This window comes from Lactobacillus sp. 3B(2020), from assembly GCF_013487845.1.
GTDB lineage: Bacteria > Bacillota > Bacilli > Lactobacillales > Lactobacillaceae > Limosilactobacillus > Limosilactobacillus alvi.
The window spans coordinates 2,122,207-2,140,074 of sequence record NZ_CP047410.1 but is presented as its reverse complement, the minus strand read 5'-3'; the positions used below and the strand labels follow the sequence as shown (position 1 = coordinate 2,140,074).

Genomic DNA, 17,868 nt, shown 5'->3' with positions numbered 1-17,868 from the left:
TTATGAAAGCATTTAAACAGGTTATGAGCTGGGTTATCCCAGTGGTAATTGGATTATTAATTGCCTTTTTAATCCGGGCCTTTGTATTACAGCCAGTCCGGGTTGATGGACCGTCAATGCTCCCCAATTTACAAAACAATGAACGAGTCATCACTTGGAAACAAGCAAAGATCCACCGGGGAAGTGTGGTTGTCTTTGATGCTAATGGTGTTGACCCACAAGTTTCCCAGAAGACTTACTACGTTAAGCGGGTAATTGGCTTACCTGGGGATACGGTTGAAGCGAAGAATGGGAAACTCTATGTTAATGGCAAGTTAGTTCGGCAAAGCTATATTAATAAGTATCAGCGGAAAGAAGGAACTGGGAATTGGACGTTAAAGTCAATTTCCGTTCAGAATAGTTGGCTAAAGAATAGTGGCACAACCAAGGTGCCAGCTGGAGAATACTTTGTTCTTGGGGATCACCGGAGCGTTTCTAACGATAGTCGGTACTATGGTTTTGTTCCAAAGAGTAAGCTTCTTGGAGTTGTGCATGTTGGTTTCTGGTCAGGAAATCAGACTAAAAAGAGCAATGTTAATGATGAATGGAAGCATTATTTCCAAGCTAATTAGATAAGATCTGGAAAGGATAAGGAAGGCAGTATTGCCTTGACCGCATAGTTTCTGTGTAATATTCGGAGATGAAAGAGGGAGCCAGGAAGAAACTTTTGTTTCTTCCTGGCTCCCTCTTTTTAGGTAAGCGGTGAACAACTGCACGTATTGACAAAATAAAGAACGGACTAAGCAATTTCTTAGCCCGTTCTTTATTGCTATTTATGGCATGCTACTTGAACCTGTTTTGCCCAAGGCAAATAAGCCGTAAGATCCTCATCAATACGGTTAGGGAGATACTTGAATAGATATCTAAAATACTCCACCACATCTAGGTTATTCTCTTTAGCTGTTTCAACTAAGGAATAATAGACCGCACAAGCTTTAGCTCCAGCTACTGACTGAGCGAGTAAACTATTCTTGCGGATTATTGTTGAAAAACGAATTGATTGTTCAATGTCGTTATTACTTAATGGCACTTGACCATCTTCAAAAATCCGATATACTCGCTGCTCCAATTTTAAGGTACTTTCAATGTGGGTCTGCAACTTATTATTTGTCTTGTGAACTACCTGTTTGAGGAATTCAAAGAATTCATCAACCGCAGGTTTTAAGCGTAATATCCGTTGCTTTAACTTCTCCTCCTTGGTTTCGTACTCCAGCTGCTGTTCAATTTCAAAGATCTTACCAATCCTCTTTACTATTTGAATTGCTAATGACTTTTTCAGTATTTTCCTACTGTCCTTGATGATGTTAATAAACCACCGCCGAATGTGGACGAGACAAGCTCCAAATTTTATCTGCTCGTGTTTATCTTCGTTATAAGCGACATAGTCGTCACATTCGATAATTCCACGGTAATCATCACCGACTAACTCCTCAACCGTCTTTCCTTTCCGGCCGTGACGATAGTTAAACTGGATAATTGGATATTTACTGAACTCTTTGGTAGTTCTAATCACCCAGAGGTAGCCCCTCTGACTTGGTTCATCAAGTACTTTTATCGGTGTCTCATCCATATGAACCACCGGTTCTTTACGAATTTCCTTTGTCATTAGGTTAACCAGTGGTTCAAGGTACGTCTCTGATACTGAAATAACACTTCTGACAAGTGATGATTTATTTACTGGCAATCCCAGCCGTTCCCAAATCTTCTTTTGGCGATGAATTGGTACTGCCAGATTAAACTTATAATTAGCTACTTCAGCCAGAATACTACCAGATACTAAGCTATGGGGGAGTAATAATTGTGGTGTTTTACTACTTTTAATTACCGTTTCGCCAGTCTTCTTCTCGCATTCTTGACACTTATAAGTTTCCTGACAATGGTTAATACAACGAAGTTGTGGTGGAATAAGTTCGACTTCACGACTATTTACTCGCTTACCAATCTTGTTCATTTCGTGCTGACAAGTTGGACATTGGGTATCTTCGAGTGGGGTGAGCTCCTCAACTTGTGGTAAAGAGTCCAAAAAAGCAGCCCGTCCCTGAGAATTCTTTCGTTCCTGGTGACGCACTACCTTTTTCTTTTCAATAACTTCAATTTCAGTTACTTCAGTCTCCGTCAAGTCGATATCACTATCAACTAAGGCAGCTAACTGTTCATCATCAAATAGAGACCCTTGTCCTTTTACAACGGTCTCGAATTTTTCAGTTTTTTTTCCAAAAATCATCCGTTGCAGTTGACGGACCATTTCTTCAAGTTCTTCGTTTCGTTCCAAAGCCTTCTTTAACCGAGCTTTCAATTCCTGATTTTCTTTTTCTGCTGGAGTCATCGTGCGTCACCTCCTTAATATGATCTTCCAGCATTATATCAAAAATTTGGTGTAAGAAAAGCCCTGATTTAATAGAAAATTCCCGTCTTAGCGGGGCTCACGCTCCGTGGTGGAATCGGGTTTATCCCGACTAGTAATTCCTTAATTTGTCTCCTTGTCAGTAACTTAGCTTCTTGACCATGACGCGGCCAACGAAGGTGGCCATTTTCATACCTTTTATAGAGTAAAATGAAGCCTTCACCATCCCAGTACAATCCCTTAAAGCGATCACTCCGTGTTCCACAGAACAAAAATAGTGAATTATCGTAAATATCCAGCCCATAATTTTCTGCAACGATCATTGCTAAACCATCGATACCTTTCCGAAGGTCAGTTTTACCACAAACGAGGTAAACATGATCAGGGGCAGTCCAATTAACTAACATGGTCCAGCACCGTAGTAATGATTTTTGCCGCTAATTCGGAGTCGACTCCTTGAAAAAGAGTCAAGCGGATATGTTTAACGTTTAATTCTATCGATCGATGAGATCGTTTCAGCGGTTTAGTAGCCGGTGTGGCCTTACTTTTGAAAATTGTTTCTACAATGTCTTGTTTTTCTTCCATACAAAGATAACCCCCTAACTGAGATTTGATGTCTTCAGTATAGGGGGTTAGCCATATGATTAATAGACGTGTCGTTATTCACCGCTTACCTTTTTAGTATACGGTAACTACGGTTGGGAATTTAGTTTTCACGGGAGTAGTTAGCAATGTCTTGCAAGATTTCATCAAGGAAGGCTTGCTTGCTCATGCTAATTTGGTCTTGTTCACCGTACTTCCGAACAGAGACTGATTCATTAGCCATCTCATCATCCCCAACAACTAAAGTGTAAGGAACTTTTTGGGTTTGAGCTTCCCGAATCTTGTAACCCATCTTTTCGTTCCGGTGGTCAACCTTAACCCGAATATTAGCAGCCTTCATTTGAGCAGCTAATTTGTCGGCGTATTCACCGTGCTTGTCATCAGAAACCGGAATGATCGTTACTTGTTGTGGTGCTAGCCAAGTAGGGAAGGCTCCCTTGTAGATTTCCGTCAAGTAAGCGATGAACCGTTCCATCGTCCCGACAACTCCCCGGTGGATCATAACTGGCCGGTGTTGCTTACCGTCTTCCCCAACGTAGTGAAGGTCAAACCGTTCTGGCAACATGAAGTCTAATTGGATGGTGGACATCGTCTCTTCGTTACCAAGGGCCGTCTTAGTTTGAATATCAAGCTTTGGACCGTAGAAGGCAGCTTCCCCTTCAGCTTCGTAGTAATCAAGGCCAAGGTCGTCCATAGCACCCTTTAACATCTTTTGGGCTTGTTCCCACATTTCGTCATTAGCGTAGTACTTTTCCGTGTTCTTAGGGTCCCGGTAAGAAAGCCGGAAAGTGTAATCCGTAATGTCGAAGTCACGGTAAACACTCATGATCAACTTCAAGATCTTGGCAAATTCATCTTGAATTTGGTTCAAAGCAACGAAGGTGTGACCGTCGTTCAAGGTCATTTCACGAACCCGTTGCAAACCAGAAAGGGCCCCGGACTTTTCGTAACGGTGCATCATTCCAAGTTCAGCAATTCGAAGTGGGAGATCCCGGTAGGAACGAATGTGGTGCTTGTAAACTTGGATATGGGATGGGCAGTTCATTGGCCGTAATTCAAGCATTTCGCCGTCACCCATGTCCATTGGTGGGAACATGTCGTCGCGGTAGTGTTGCCAGTGACCAGATGTCTTGTAAGCATCTAAGTTCATCAAAACTGGGGTGTAAACGTGTTCGTAGTCGTCAGCGACTTCCCGGTCAATAATGTAACGTTCGATTGTCCGCCGAATGGTGGAACCCTTAGGCATCCAATATGGTAAACCAGCACCAACTTTAGGATCAACGAAGAAGAGGTCAAGTTGGTTCCCAATAACCCGGTGGTCACGTTCTTTAGCTTCTTGACGAGCTTTGAGATCAGCGTCAAGGTCATCGTTGTTGAAGAAGACCGTCCCGTAAATTCGTTGAAGCATTGGATTAGAGGACATCCCCTTCCAATAAGCTCCGGCAACGGATAAGAGCTTGTAGTGCTTAACTACGTTTGCGTAAACCAAGATCGGGGCATTAGCGATGATTGCAACATCACCCAGCTTGTACATGGCTACCTTGCCGTCTTGGGCGTGTTCCTTTAGGAGTTCGTTAGTAAATTGGTCGTCACCGGCAGTGGCTAAGGCATCATCCAAAGCAACTTCAGCAAATTCAACCTTTAAGCCATCCTTAGCAATTTGCTTCATAGCGGCTTCCAGACCAGCTAATTCGTCAGCGGAAACTTGTTGATCATCCTTGTCCGAGTCAACGTAGAATTGGTCGTCTTCGGCAACAGAAGCGCCAAGGCGAATCCAATCAAATTCTTTAATTAAAGCGGCTTTCAACATCAAAGCAGCCATTTGACGTAAGGCGGTAAGAGCTTTGTCATTGCCGTCCCGTTCAATTTTTTCAACTTGACCATCTGGGGTCATTACTGCAACTTGTGCCATGTATCAATCTCTCCTTTGATAAAAATAAAAAACGTCCCTCAGATCGATAAAACGATCTAAGGGACGTTGGTTAACAAAACTCAGCGTGGTTCCACCCAAATTTAAGGTTCACAAAAAACCTTCTCAATGGTGGATAACGGTCACGACCCGGAGCACCTTATTTCGGTGTCAAAGACGAAGGTGGTACTAGCAATGGTCCTAACGGTTCTTCCAGCCTAGGAACCGCTCCCTGAATAGGAATCCAAAACTAACATGTCCTTCAATTAATGCTGATTATAGCATTTTAAGCCTTAGTGTCAAGCGTTGATAATAAAAAGAGAGTAGGAAAAATTCTTGACGGTGACGTATTAAAAAGGACGGTCCTTATAGATAAGGTAACCAGAGAAAATTTACTGTCGTTCGTGAGCTTACGCAGATCATACCGCTTGTAAGAAAATCATACCTGATCGTAGTTGCTGAGTAACATTCGGAGATGAAAAAGAGGCCGGAAAGAAACTCATGTTTCTTCCCGGCCTCTCCCTACTTTCAATTAGTATTTCCTGGGAAATTAAACTGCTAATTCTTTCCCGTATTCATTATTGATAGTTTCAACAACATCCTTTGCATGCATATTGTCTTCAACGATTGTTTCACCGTCTCGAAGAGTATACTTACCATTTTCGTCAAGGTTATTGAAATCAACAGCTTTTCCATTTGCGTCCACAAAATCAAACTTTGAATTTTCAAAATTCTTTAAAGCATCTGCGTTAATTTCCATAAGTAATACGCTTCCTTTCAACCTTTATGATAACACTTATCGGTTAGAAAGTTAAATTTATTTGGTTGGACCAGCGCTAGTACTATTGGCGCCACTACTAGTTTGCGTACTATTGGCGTTTGATGGAGTGCTGTTGTTATTAGAATTATCATTGGTAGTTGTTGAGCTTGCTTGACTAGATTGTTTTTGTTGAGTGTCAGTGTTGTTAGTATTGCCATTATTGGTATTAGTGTTGGTCGTTGAATTGGTATTTGTTGATCGTTGAGTGGAATTATTACGAAGCTCGTAAGTTGATTGGATATCATCGGTTCCCGTTGACGAAGTTGTCGAACTACTTGAATGATGCTTGTGCTTCTTTTTACTACTTGAGCTGCTAGAAGAGCTCTTTTTATGTGAGGAGCTCGTTGAAACGGTTGAGTCACTGCTTGTGCTTACTGGATTTTGTTGCTTAATCAGGAAGGTGATAAAGAAAATTACTAGGGCAGCAACGGCGATACCTAAGACTGCTTTGTAAATTCGATGGTGACCTTTACCACCAGTAAATTTTAAGTGGTGCCTTTTATGTTTAGTGGTGGTAACAATCGTTGGTTGGCGATGATTGTTTTTGCGATTAGCCCGTTGCTCGTTTTCTTCCATCCGTAAAGCTGCCCGAGTACCTGGGACAGGCTGTTTTGAAGATGGAGTATCGCGATCATTAAAATGGAGAATTAACGGTTTCTTCTTTTTTTGTTGGCGGGCCCGTTTATGTTCCGGGCTATCGTAGAGGTCGACCCGGCTCAGACGTTTTTTTTCATTATCATTATTCAAGGTATTCACCTCTTTTTCATCAATTTAGTTGTTTCAATTATAGCATTATGCTTCCATAGTTGAAAAATTACGAGTATTTTTTTCAATTAAAGTTGACTAACTTCAAATTCTAATAAAGAAGGATGAAGATTTTTTGAAAAACCCCCTAGTTTTTCTTAAAAAGCTAGGAGATTTCAAAATTAAAGGAAAAATTACCAGCGATTTCTAAGACCGTTTTGTCATAATTTACTGAGTAATATCCAATTAAATTGAGGGATAAAATCTAATTGCCCGGAAGTTAGTCTACTTTGCGGTTGGTAATATGATCCGCCAAAAACATCATGCGCCTTGCCATATCGTTGATTATTACTACCGGTTAAAAGAAAAACGACCTTATCCAAAACTGAATAAGGTCGCAATGGTAGCTTGGATGGATAAGACCCTAAAATGCCTCTTAGCCATTGTCAAGCACCATGATCGATACCGTTATCGGTATCAGGGCTTAAGGTCCTTAGTTGAGGGTTAACCCTCTTCTTTAAAATAAAAGTTGGGGAATTTAAAGCTATTCCAGCCTATCTTTGATAGTAAAGTATTAATCGGTAGCGGCTTTAGTACTATCTTCCCAAGGATGAGCTTGATGTTCTTTAGCAAAGCGTTTGTTCCCATGGTAAAGTTCAACCACGGTCCAAGTTAAGAGGGCAATAATGATAATGATTGCTAGGTAAGCGAGGAGATCAGCGGTACCTTTTTTCCAAACGCCAAAGCCCTCGAACGTACTTGGGAGGTTCATTAGATTCAAGAAGGTTAAACCAATTACAGAGATCCACCCAAGCCACCTAGTCCAAGTAGCATTTTTAAATTCACCCATTTCTACTTCACTATTGGTCATCATTAAGAGTGGTAACATAGAGAATGGAAGAGCGAATGCCAAGAAAACTTGGGAATTTTCCATAAGCATATTAATAGCATAATGTTGCTGAAGTTCGGTTTCACCGGCCGTCATTCCTACACAAAGGAGAACAGGAATCACGGAGAGTAACCGAGTTACTAATCGCCGGGCCCAGAGGGGCATCCGCATGTGGACGAAACCTTCCATGATTACTTGCCCGGTTAGAGTACCAGTAATAGTAGAATTTTGTCCAGAAGCTAGCAGTGCTACCGCAAAGAGTGTCGAAAGCACCCCAGTCTTAGCAACAGCGATCAAGATACCATTGCTTAACATTGAAGTATTATTTAAGGCTTCATATAAACCAAAGAAAGAAGTGTCTTTGACCGCACCGTTCTTAAAGACCGCAACCCCCATAATTAACAGCAAGGCGTTAACGATGAAGGCAAGGGAAAGTTGAATATTAGAATCCCAAGTTGTAAATCGCACGGTTTGACGAATATCTTCAATTTTAGTGTGGTCTAGTTTCCGTGTCTGTGATATGGCGGAGTGAAGGTAGAGATTATGCGGCATAACGGTCGCTCCAATAATTCCTAACGAACCACTTAATGGTGAAATCCCGCCAACTACTGGACTGCTAGCTACTGCATGCGGGGTTGGTACTAAACCAGCCAAAGCGGCACCCCAGTCAGGCTTGGAAAGGATAACTTGATAAGCAAAGACAAATAGAATTACTAAAATTAGGCAAGCAACTAAAGCCTCAATTTTTCTGAATCCAATCTTGGTAAGTAGTAAGAGTACCAAGACATCGAGGACGGTAATGAAGACCGCAGTAATTAATGAGATATGGAACAATAAGTTCAAGGCGATTGCGGCCCCAATAACTTCGGCAATATCAGTAGCCATAATTGCTAGCTCAGTCATAATCCATAGGATAATTCCTAACGCCTTCCCGGTCCGCGCCCGAATGGCCTGAGCTAAGTCCATTTGGCTAACGATCCCAAGTTTGGCTGCCATGTTTTGTAGTAACATCGCGATCAAACTTGAAATCAGGATGGTCGTCATTAATGTATATTGGAAACTCTGCCCCCCAGTAATCGAAGTCGACCAATTACCAGGATCCATATAACCAACGGCAACTAAAGCCCCTGGTCCAGAGTATGCAAAGAGGGTTCGCCAGAAGCTTTTACCATGTGGTACTTCAACCGTTCCGTTAATTTCTTCCAAGGATTTCCCGTTGGCATGTTCAATTAACTTATGCTTCCGGCCTTGATTTTTTGTGTTATCCACGCCAAATCCACCTTTCTATTCTGAAATTATTCCTAAGTATAAGATTAACTTTCAAGGAACACCTTTGTTAGGTTAGCATAAAAAATAATATCTTGCAATAGAAAATGCCGTTTTTAAGCGTTTTGAAGCGAATAACTAATTTCTAAATAAAAGTAGGTTAGGATAGTTAAGGTTAACTATGATGATAAAATCACAAATTTAGAATAAAGGAAAGTAAAAAATCTTAGACTAGTATAAAGACTTACTATCGCTTATTTCAAAGGTCTTTACAAGTAATGAATTGACAAGAAAAAAATATGACAAGCGGTTGACATAAGAATTAAAATGAGTATACTTATAACCATCAAATGATATTTTTCACAAGGCGAGAGAGGAAGATAAAAATGAAAGCACTTGTTTTACAAGGAATTAAGGATTTAGCAGTTCAAGAATATGATGTTCCTGAAGTTAAGCCAGATGAAGTCTTAGTTCATACTGCCTTTGCTGGGATTTGTGGGACGGATAAGGCTTTGTACGCTGGGTTACCAGGGTCTGCTTCTGCTGTGCCACCGATTGTTTTGGGACACGAAAATTCAGGGGTAGTTGCAAAAGTTGGTTCTGCAGTTACGAATGTTAAGGTTGGTGACCGAGTAACGGTTGACCCAAACATCTATTGTGGTCAATGCAAGTACTGCCGGACGCAACGGCCTGAATTATGTGAACACCTTGATGCCGTAGGTGTTACCCGTGATGGTGGATTTGAAGAATACTTCACAGCCCCAGCTAAGGTTGTTTACCCAATTCCAGATAACGTTTCTTTGAAGGCCGCAGCGGTAATTGAACCAATTTCTTGTGCAATGCACGGGGTTGATCTCTTAGAAACTCACCCATACCAAAGTGCTTTAGTACTTGGTGATGGGTTTGAAGGTCAACTTTTTGCCCAAATTTTAAAGGCACGGGGAGTTCACGAAGTTACTTTGGCTGGTCGGTCTGACGAAAAGCTTGCTAACAACCGTGAACACTTTGGAGTAAAGACGATTAACACCACTAAGGAAGAAATTCCGGCCGACAGTTTTGACATTGTGGTTGAAGCTGTTGGTTTACCGGCAACTCAAGAACAAGCTTTAGCAGCCGCTGCTCGGGGCGCTCAAGTTTTGATGTTTGGAGTCGGTAACCCAGACGATAAGTTCTCAGTTAACACTTACGATGTTTTCCAAAAGCAATTAACAATTCAAGGGGCTTTCATTAACCCTTACACCTTCGAAGATTCAATTGCTTTATTGGCATCTGGCAAGGTTGACCCACTACCACTTTTCTCCCACGAACTTGATTTAGACGGGGTTGAAAAATTTGTTTCTGGTAAGTTAGGAAAGGTCTCCAAGGCCATTGTTAAGGTCGGGGGCGAAGAAGCCTAAACGTTTAAAAAATTAAATCAATCTCTAAATCTTAAAAAAGATGAGTTGCGAAATATCGCACTCATCTTTTTTTGGCTACAGTTGACACCGTGTCACTTCAAGTGTTAAAGTTAGGGAAAATGACACAGTGTCACCAAGGAGGATGGAAATGCCTAGTCAAACATTTGAGAACTTAAAAGTAGAAAAAAAGGACCGGATTCAAGCTGCGTTACTCCATGAATTTAGTACTTATGGCTTACCAGACGCTCAAGTTGCTCGGATTGTCAAGGAAGCACAGATTGCCCGGGGCGCTTTTTATAAATATTTTGGCGATTTAGAGGATGCTTATTGGTGGTTATGGCGGCAAGCACTTAATCAAATCCATTCAAAAGATGAATTAACGGGGCGGTTAGCTAAAACTCCGGCGGAATATACAGAACAAGTGCGCCGGTTTATTACACAAGGGGAAGCTAAGGGGCTGAAGGATTTAATAACTTTGCACTATACCGTAAATGAGGCTTATTTGCATAGTCAGCCGGTTATGCCACCACGGTTTAAGGCCGAGACATGGGCGGTGATGACGCTAACCCACCAAGCAGTGCGGGAATGTTTACTTGATGAGGAGGATGAAGAAGCGATTCTCCAACGTTTAGAAACGGTATTGAAAAAGTTATTAGGAGGAAAATAATTTGTTTTTAGCGCTTAATGAAATGAAGCATGAAAAGGTTCACTATGGCCTGATTGTTACGATGGTAACCTTAATTGCTTACCTAATCTTTATGTTACTTGGGCTAATGTTAGGTCTGGCAAAAGAAAACACAGCTGCAGTTGATAGTTGGCAAACTCAAACCGTAATTTTAAATAAGGGAGCCAATATCAATCTTAATCAATCAGTAATTCCAGCAAATGAACTCCCAAAATTAAAAGCTGGAGATTCATTGGTTGGGCAAAGTCCATTAGTAATTACCAAGAAAAATGGGGCGGATAAGCAAAGTGCCCAACTAATTGGGTTGAAGGCAAATCAAGCAATTGCTAAAAAGGTTACTTTGAGTGAAGGTCGTTGGTGGAAAAAAGCAAACGAAGTTGTTTTGGCAGATTCTTTAAAGAACAAGGGATACCATTTAAACCAAAAAATTAAGTTTAGTGGTCAAGCCAAGACTTACCGGGTTGTAGGGTTTGCTAAACAAAGTACCTTAAATGTGACCCCAATTGTCTACAGTCAATTAAGCGTTTGGCAACAACTTAAAGGCGGGAGGCAATTCGGAGCTAGCGCAATTTTTAGTACCCGGCAATTCAAGTATGAGCATGACAACCTAAAAAGTTATACCAAAGCTAAGTATGTCCAAAAATTACCAGGTTATAGCGCTCAAAATCAAACCTTTGCAGCGATGATTGGTTTCTTAATGGTAATTTCAATGGCGATTATTGGTGTCTTCTTATATATTTTAACGATGCAAAAACTCCCAAACTATGCAGTTTTACGGGCCCAAGGAATTTCAACGGGTACGTTAGTCCGAGCGACAGTTAGTCAAGCAATCCTATTAATGGCTGTTGGGGGCGTGTTAAGCCTGATCTTAACGGCTTTGACAAGTTTAACTTTGCCAGAAGCGATGCCATTTCTGATTAATTGGCCACTTGCGATTGGTTTGACTTTAGTAATGGTCATCCTTGGAACATTAAGTTCAGTGATTCCAGTGAAATTAATCCAACGTGTTCAGCCACTAGATGCATTAAATTAGGAGGGATTAAATGCCAGTAATTGAATTAAAACAAATCAGTAAGTTCTACGGTGAAGGTGTTGGCCGGGTTCAAGCGTTGAAAAAGGTTGATTTCCAAGCATCAACGGGTGAATTAAATCTCATAATTGGTCCTTCTGGTTCAGGGAAGAGTACCTTTTTGACAATCACCGGTGGTTTACAATCCCCTAGTGAAGGACAAGTCCTGATTAATGGAAAAGAGACAACCAAATTATCAAATAAAGAGCGCGACCGAATGCGGCTTGAAGAGATTGGCTTTGTCTTACAGTCCTACAACCTATTACCTTACTTAACCGTTCAACAGCAGTTTGAACTGGTTGATCGAGTAAAAAAACAGGGAAATCTTTTACAAGCGGAACTCCAACATTTACTAGAAGAACTGGGGATTAGCCAACTTGTTCATAAGTTTCCGGATCAGCTTTCAGGTGGTCAAAATCAACGGGTAGCAATTGCTCGGGCCTTGTATGCTAATCCACCAATTATCTTAGCTGATGAACCAACTGCGGCCTTAGACAGCGAACGAGTAAAAACTGTTGGTCAGTTATTTAAAGACTTAGCAACCAAGCGACAAAAGGCAGTAGTAGTGGTGACTCACGATCAACGGTTAATGCCATTCGCCGATCGGATTACTAAAATCGAAGATGGTCAATTGACCCAAGTTAAATAATAGGGTTTGATCATAGTTAGTAATCTTTGGAGATACAACGAGGTTGAGGATGGGGGAATCCCCAGCTTCAAGCTCGTTTTCTGGTTAATTATGTAAAATTCGCTAACTGGTCCTTAAGTCGGAAATCAACTATAATTTAGAGAGCTAACTATCATTAAAAAGCGGAGGCGACGAGATGGCATTATTAGAGTTAGCCGACATTCATAAGTCTTACTACCTAGGAAAAGAGGAATTTCCGGTTTTAAAAGGAATTGATTTACAGCTTGAACGAGGTGAATTTGTATCCATTCTCGGCGAATCCGGGGGTGGAAAAACGACCCTCATGAATATTATTGGGGGACTTGATCGCGAATTTGAAGGAATGGTTAAAGTTGAAGGCCAAATCTTAGATCACCAAAAAGAAAAACAATTAGACGAATACCGGCGGGCAATGGTCGGTTATATTTACCAATCGTATAATCTAATTCCCCATTTGACGGTGTTAGACAACGTGATGGTTTCACTAGAAATGACCACTTTAAGACCGGTCGAAAAAAAGCAACGAGCAATTCAATTACTAACCGAAGTGGGGCTTAGTGACCATATTAAAAAACACCCTCGTCAGCTATCTGGGGGCCAAAAACAACGGGTGGCGATTGCCCGGGCACTAGCTGCCGACCCGCAAATTATTATCGCTGACGAACCAACGGGAGCCCTTGATGCGCAAAATACCCAAGAAGTCTTGGAAATCTTGGACCGAATTGCCCAAGATGGAAAGTTGGTAATTGCCGTTACCCACTCCAACGAGGTTGCTAACCACGGGACGCGGATCGTTCGGTTAGCTGATGGAAAAATTGAAGCTGATGAACAGCTACGGTCATCTTACCCGGTCCAAGAAGGGAAAAGGCTAACGCCCCAGCCTTTACCGGCAATTTCAAGTTATCGGACGGCTTTTAAACACCTGATGTATAATTTCTGGCAAAATTCATTAATTATGCTTGGGGTTGGAATTGGGCTTTTTGCGGTGATCCTTTTTAGCGGAATTGGGAATGGGGTCAATGGTTATCTCCAAAATCAAATCAACAAGGTTGCTAATCCCGAAGTGATATCGGTGCTTAAGAATCAAACAGGGAAAAAGATGACTAATGAGCAGTTGCAATCATCAATTCAAAATATCGCAGCTAACCTTCAAGGCTCAACGATTAAGGAAAGTGATATTCATCGGATTGAGCAATTGAAGGGAGTTAAAAGAGTTGAAGAAGGTTACATTATTCCGGCTTACCAGTTAACTAATCAAGCTAAAGAACAAAGTGGTACGATGATGCAAACCTGGTCCTTAGCTGAGAAAAAGGACTTGTTAAAGGCTGGACACATGCCAAAAAATGGAGAGTTAGTCCTCAAAAAACAAGATGCAATTGAACTTTTTGGTAACCATTCAATGAAATCGTTTATCGGTAAGACTGTAAAGATGGAATTTCAGTGGGTTAATGCTCAGAAACAACCAATGATAATCAACCTTAACTTAAAGGTTGCTGGGATTACTGACGGAACGAGTAGTGCGACGGTGATTAATGCGCCAACTGTTCGCCAAGCTTTAAAACGGGCTAATGCAATTTCAGAACCAAATTTACTGGCAGTTAAAGTTAAGTCACTTGATCAAGTAAGTCATGTTGCTAACCAAATTAATAACTTACGGACGAATGGCAAACGAGTTGTTGGGGCAATTACCATTGGTTCAGTTCTTAAGCGGGTTAATACCTATGTTAAATTAGCTGCCAACATCTTAGCTGCAATTGCTGGAATTTCGCTATTGGTTTCTGCTTTGATGATTATTGTGACAATGTACATGTCAGTATCTGAGCGGACAAAGGAAATCGGAATTTTGCGGGCTTTAGGTGAACGGAAGAAGGATATTCGTCGCCTCTTTACTGCTGAATCATTATTAATTGGGCTTTTTGGGGCAGTTTTTGCCCTGGTTATTTCGTTGCTAGTAGCTTGGGGACTAAATGTCTCTTTAGCACATTTGATAAAATATCAAATCGTCCAAATTACCGTTGGAAACGTAATTTTTGCCTTTTTAGCAGCGATCATTATCTCTTTTTTGGCCGTAGTTTTGCCAGCCCGTCGAGCAGCGAATTTAAATCCGATTGAAGCCCTTGCGGAAGACTAGTTATTTTTGCTAAAACGGGTTAGGATAAGATGAAAAAAGTAAGCAGGAACGATTTGTAAAATTAATAAATATGCTAAGATAGAAACGGTAAAAAAGGGGTGCTAAATATGGGAAATAGAGATCGACGAAAATTAATTAAACAATTAATCACGGATTTTAAAATTAGTACGCAAGAGGAATTATTACAACGGTTAAAAGATGCAGGGGAAGAAGCGACCCAAGCAACGATTTCACGGGATTTGCATGCACTCAATGTTGCAAAAGTGAACGATGAAAATGGACATTCCTATTATATTCGCGTCGAAAATGCGGGGCCGAAGATTAATCAGCGGATGTATGAGATGATAAAAAATACGGTTGAATCGATTACTACGGTTCAATTTATTAATGTCATTAAGACAACCCCAAACTCAAATTACGCCACGATTTTAGCTGGACTATTTGACGACAGCCAGATGCCTGAAGTTACAGGGACTCTAGCGGGGAATGATACTTTCATTACAATTAGCCAGACTCCAGAAGAGGCAAAAAAGATTAATCAATTAGTGCAGAAGTATATGGAACATTAGCAAAACGAAAGAAATGGGCTGGTGCGACCGTCAGGGAAGCAACGGCCATTTAGTTACTGAGTAACCTTCGGAGATGCAAAGGAGGCCAGGAAAAAACGTGCGTTTCTTCCTGGCCTCTCTTTCTTTATTATCGTCCTAAATTAGAATTTTCAACGGCATCCGCAATTAGGGACATGATTTGGGGACTAGTTAATTGATAAACCATGTTTTTGCCATGTCGGCTTGCTGATACCAGATTTTTTTGTTTTAGTAATTTTAATTGATGAGAAACGGCGGATTGTTCCCATTCTAATGAAGCGCTGATTTCTGAAACAGTCATGCGACTTTGCATTAGTAAATATAGTAATTGTAATCGTTTGGGGTGACCGAGAACTTTAAATAGGGAACTAACTCGTTGGAGCTCTTCTTGGCGAAGTGATTGATAATTCACCATGGGATTACCCCCTTTAAAGAAATTTGTTAAAAAATGAAGTGGCTACACGAGGGAAGCTACTTCATTTTTTTGTTTTACCTTAGAGTGAGAGTTTTTGACCAACGTAAATTGTATAAGGCTGGCTAATATTATTTTGAGAAGCTAATTGTTGCCAATTAATTCCGAACCTAGTAGCAATGGCATAAAGGGTGTCACCGCTATTAACGGTATAAGAACTAGCAGTAGTAGTGTTATTGGTTTGGGTAGTAACATTTGAAGTTGTTGTACCACTAAGCTTTAAGGTTTGACCAACATAGATCATGTTAGGGTTTGAAATACCATTTGCACTTGCTAAGGCTTCATAAGTAGTACCGTGGGAACTAGCAATTCCGGAGAGGGTATCACCGTTTTTGACAGTGTAAGTACCCTGAGCAGAACTTGTCGTCGTCTTAGTAGTACTAGTTTGAGTAGCTGAAGAACTATTAGCAAGCTTTAAGGTTTGTCCAACGTAGATTAAGTTAGGGTTAGTTAAATTGTTTAAAGTTGCTAATTTTTCGTAAGTTGTGTGGTGGCTTGTAGCAATGCTTAATAAGGTATCGCCGGACTTAACCGTGTAAGTAGTCGCACTTTGACTACTTGAAGTTGAATTCGTGTTGGTCGTAGTCGTGGTAGCGCTTGACTTAACTTTAAGGACTTGACCAACATAAATTAAGTTTGGATTAGCAAGTTGGTTTAGTTTCGTTAAGGCTGAGGCAGTCGTACTGAATTGGTTAGCGATTCCGGAGAGGGTATCGCCAGACTTAACCGTATAAGTAGTCGCACTAGTTGAACTAGTAGTTGTTTGACTAGTTTGGCTAGTGGAAGTATTCGTAGAAGCACTGGCTTGGCGGACCAATAACCGTTGACCAACATAAATTAAGTTTGGATTAGCAAGATGATTCAGTTGGGTTAAAGTTTGAACCGTGGTACGGTGGTTGCTTGCAATCCCAGAAAGAGTATCGCCAGATTTTACGGTGTAGTAGTTAGTTCCCCCGGTTGAGGTTGAAGTTCCAGTTCCTTGGTCACTAGTATTGTAAGAAGTTCCATTACTGGTACTGTCGTTCTTAGTATTAACGGCAGTAGTACCAGAAAGCGCAATTGTGTCTAAGCGATCAAGGCCATAAGTTTGGATTAACTTAATTAAAGAACTTGCATAATTAGGATCAGTGGCATAACCATCAGCGCGAAGCTTGTTGGCAACACTTATATAGCTAGTGTCTCCTAACAAGTTACTGTAACGACTATTTTCGTTTAAGAAAGCCCCGTGGTCTTTGACTGATTCATCATTGTTAGCGTAGGAGCGGAAATTATCGTATACATAAACACTTCTTCCATTGTAGACTTCGCGTGTTTGCAAACGAATTGAATTACCGTTGTAACTTCCCTTGATCCCAAATAAGTTGTGAGCAGCGGTTGAAAGATAAGAGTTCCCCCAGCCACTTTCAAGGATGGCTTGGGCAACTGTAATTGAAGGTAATACCTTGTATGTCTGCCAACCATTAATTGCTCCTTGAGCGACACTTTCAATAAAGGCTTGACTTTTTGCGTTAGTTGAAAAAGTGATTGAATTCAGATCAACACTAGCTGAGGTAGGAGCCGTTGATGAAGAAGCGGCGGCTGATGAAGTGGCTACTTTTGATTCAGCCACGTTAGTGTTAGTAGCAACTTTAGAATCAGCAACGGCAGCTAAATTTAGGGTTGTTGTTTCGTTAGTTGCAGCACTACTTTCACTTACTTGCGAGCTGGCACTAGTTGCTGATGAAGTAGCTGAAACGGCGCTTGAAGTAGCCGCACTGCTAGCCGAAGTACTTTGACTGGCACTCGAAGCTGAACTCGTAGTGTTACTATTGTCACTTCCGTTAGCACTAGTTGTTTGGACTGCACTATCTGGATTAGCAGTTTGGTCATCAGCATGGGCAACAGCTCCCGTTGCTGTTAATAAGGTTAAAGCGCAAACGCTGGCGAATACCCATTTACGACCGCTCTTATACATTTTATAGTGCAGATTAGTAGTTTCATATTGAGTGTTCTTCATATTATAGGGTCCCCTCTGAATAAGTTCTTGCTTAATAATGATCATTTAAAAAATTAATATGTCTTTTAAAAGTTTAAGAAAATCATAAGGATATAACACTTTCAAACTAGCATGATTTTTTAAGAAAATCAACGAATTTTAATAGTCTTTTTTACGAAAATGACAAGATGCTATTAATTGTAAATTAAAAGAAAGGAAATATTTAATAACAATAAAAATTTTGGCTAAATTTAACCAATCTAAGTAGTTA

General features: G+C 40.8%; 16 protein-coding genes. 7 read left to right on the top strand and 9 right to left on the bottom strand.

Annotated features, from left to right (window positions below):
* Positions 1-2 precede the first annotated feature (2 nt).
* Positions 3-611 (top strand): signal peptidase I, encoded by a 609-nt coding sequence (gene lepB / locus GTO83_RS10575; protein ID WP_180871076.1) that lies wholly within the window; start codon positions 3-5, stop codon positions 609-611.
* Between the two features lie 197 nt (positions 612-808).
* Here lepB and GTO83_RS10570 read toward each other — a convergent pair whose 3' ends face one another.
* The 7 genes from GTO83_RS10570 to GTO83_RS10540 all read right to left on the bottom strand — a co-directional run bounded on the left by GTO83_RS10570 (position 809) and on the right by GTO83_RS10540 (position 8,617).
* Positions 809-2,365, bottom strand: coding sequence for an IS66 family transposase (locus GTO83_RS10570; protein WP_180871075.1), 1,557 nt, complete (start codon positions 2,363-2,365; stop codon positions 809-811).
* A gap of 68 nt (positions 2,366-2,433) precedes the next feature.
* Entirely contained in the window at positions 2,434-2,790 is a 357-nt protein-coding gene (tnpB, locus tag GTO83_RS10565; protein ID WP_098035604.1) for an IS66 family insertion sequence element accessory protein TnpB, read from the bottom strand.
* Complete coding sequence (locus tag GTO83_RS10560) at positions 2,780-2,968, bottom strand: hypothetical protein (protein ID WP_056994980.1); 189 nt, start codon at positions 2,966-2,968, stop codon at positions 2,780-2,782. Before GTO83_RS10560 ends, tnpB begins: the two co-directional genes overlap by 11 nt.
* Positions 2,969-3,089: 121 nt before the next feature.
* Positions 3,090-4,898: a threonine--tRNA ligase gene (gene thrS / locus GTO83_RS10555; protein ID WP_180871073.1), complete on the bottom strand. Its 1,809-nt coding sequence runs from the start codon at positions 4,896-4,898 to the stop codon at positions 3,090-3,092.
* Positions 4,899-5,445: 547 nt separating this feature from the next.
* Positions 5,446-5,655, bottom strand: coding sequence for a hypothetical protein (locus tag GTO83_RS10550; protein ID WP_180871071.1), 210 nt, complete (start codon positions 5,653-5,655; stop codon positions 5,446-5,448).
* A 57-nt stretch (positions 5,656-5,712) separates the two neighbouring features.
* Positions 5,713-6,462: a hypothetical protein gene (locus GTO83_RS10545; RefSeq protein ID WP_180871069.1), complete on the bottom strand. Its 750-nt coding sequence runs from the start codon at positions 6,460-6,462 to the stop codon at positions 5,713-5,715.
* Between the two features lie 571 nt (positions 6,463-7,033).
* Entirely contained in the window at positions 7,034-8,617 is a 1,584-nt protein-coding gene (locus GTO83_RS10540) for an Nramp family divalent metal transporter (protein ID WP_180871067.1), read from the bottom strand.
* A 383-nt stretch (positions 8,618-9,000) separates the two neighbouring features.
* Between GTO83_RS10540 and GTO83_RS10535 the strand changes: the two genes are divergently transcribed.
* The 6 genes from GTO83_RS10535 (at position 9,001) to GTO83_RS10510 (ending at position 15,132) form a co-directional block, all read left to right on the top strand.
* Complete coding sequence (locus GTO83_RS10535) at positions 9,001-10,011, top strand: zinc-dependent alcohol dehydrogenase family protein (RefSeq protein WP_180871065.1); 1,011 nt, start codon at positions 9,001-9,003, stop codon at positions 10,009-10,011.
* Between the two features lie 148 nt (positions 10,012-10,159).
* Complete coding sequence (locus GTO83_RS10530; protein ID WP_180871063.1) at positions 10,160-10,678, top strand: TetR/AcrR family transcriptional regulator; 519 nt, start codon at positions 10,160-10,162, stop codon at positions 10,676-10,678.
* 1 nt (position 10,679) lies between these two features.
* The gene (locus tag GTO83_RS10525) at positions 10,680-11,729 is read left to right on the top strand and encodes an ABC transporter permease (RefSeq protein ID WP_180871061.1); all 1,050 of its coding nucleotides are present in this window, start codon (positions 10,680-10,682) and stop codon (positions 11,727-11,729) included.
* A gap of 10 nt (positions 11,730-11,739) precedes the next feature.
* The gene (locus GTO83_RS10520) at positions 11,740-12,414 is read left to right on the top strand and encodes an ABC transporter ATP-binding protein (RefSeq protein ID WP_180871059.1); all 675 of its coding nucleotides are present in this window, start codon (positions 11,740-11,742) and stop codon (positions 12,412-12,414) included.
* 175 nt (positions 12,415-12,589) lie between these two features.
* The gene (locus GTO83_RS10515; protein WP_180871057.1) at positions 12,590-14,563 is read left to right on the top strand and encodes an ATP-binding cassette domain-containing protein; all 1,974 of its coding nucleotides are present in this window, start codon (positions 12,590-12,592) and stop codon (positions 14,561-14,563) included.
* Between the two features lie 107 nt (positions 14,564-14,670).
* Positions 14,671-15,132 carry an arginine repressor gene (locus tag GTO83_RS10510; RefSeq protein ID WP_180871055.1) on the top strand — a complete coding sequence of 154 codons (462 nt, stop codon included), beginning with the start codon at positions 14,671-14,673 and terminating at the stop codon, positions 15,130-15,132.
* A 127-nt stretch (positions 15,133-15,259) separates the two neighbouring features.
* Here the strand turns inward: GTO83_RS10510 and GTO83_RS10505 are convergent, their stop codons facing one another.
* Together GTO83_RS10505 and GTO83_RS10500 are read right to left on the bottom strand one after the other, a co-directional pair.
* Positions 15,260-15,565: a helix-turn-helix transcriptional regulator gene (locus GTO83_RS10505; protein WP_180871053.1), complete on the bottom strand. Its 306-nt coding sequence runs from the start codon at positions 15,563-15,565 to the stop codon at positions 15,260-15,262.
* Positions 15,566-15,644: 79 nt separating this feature from the next.
* Complete coding sequence (locus GTO83_RS10500; protein ID WP_180871051.1) at positions 15,645-17,618, bottom strand: LysM peptidoglycan-binding domain-containing protein; 1,974 nt, start codon at positions 17,616-17,618, stop codon at positions 15,645-15,647.
* Between the last annotated feature and the right edge of the window lie 250 nt (positions 17,619-17,868).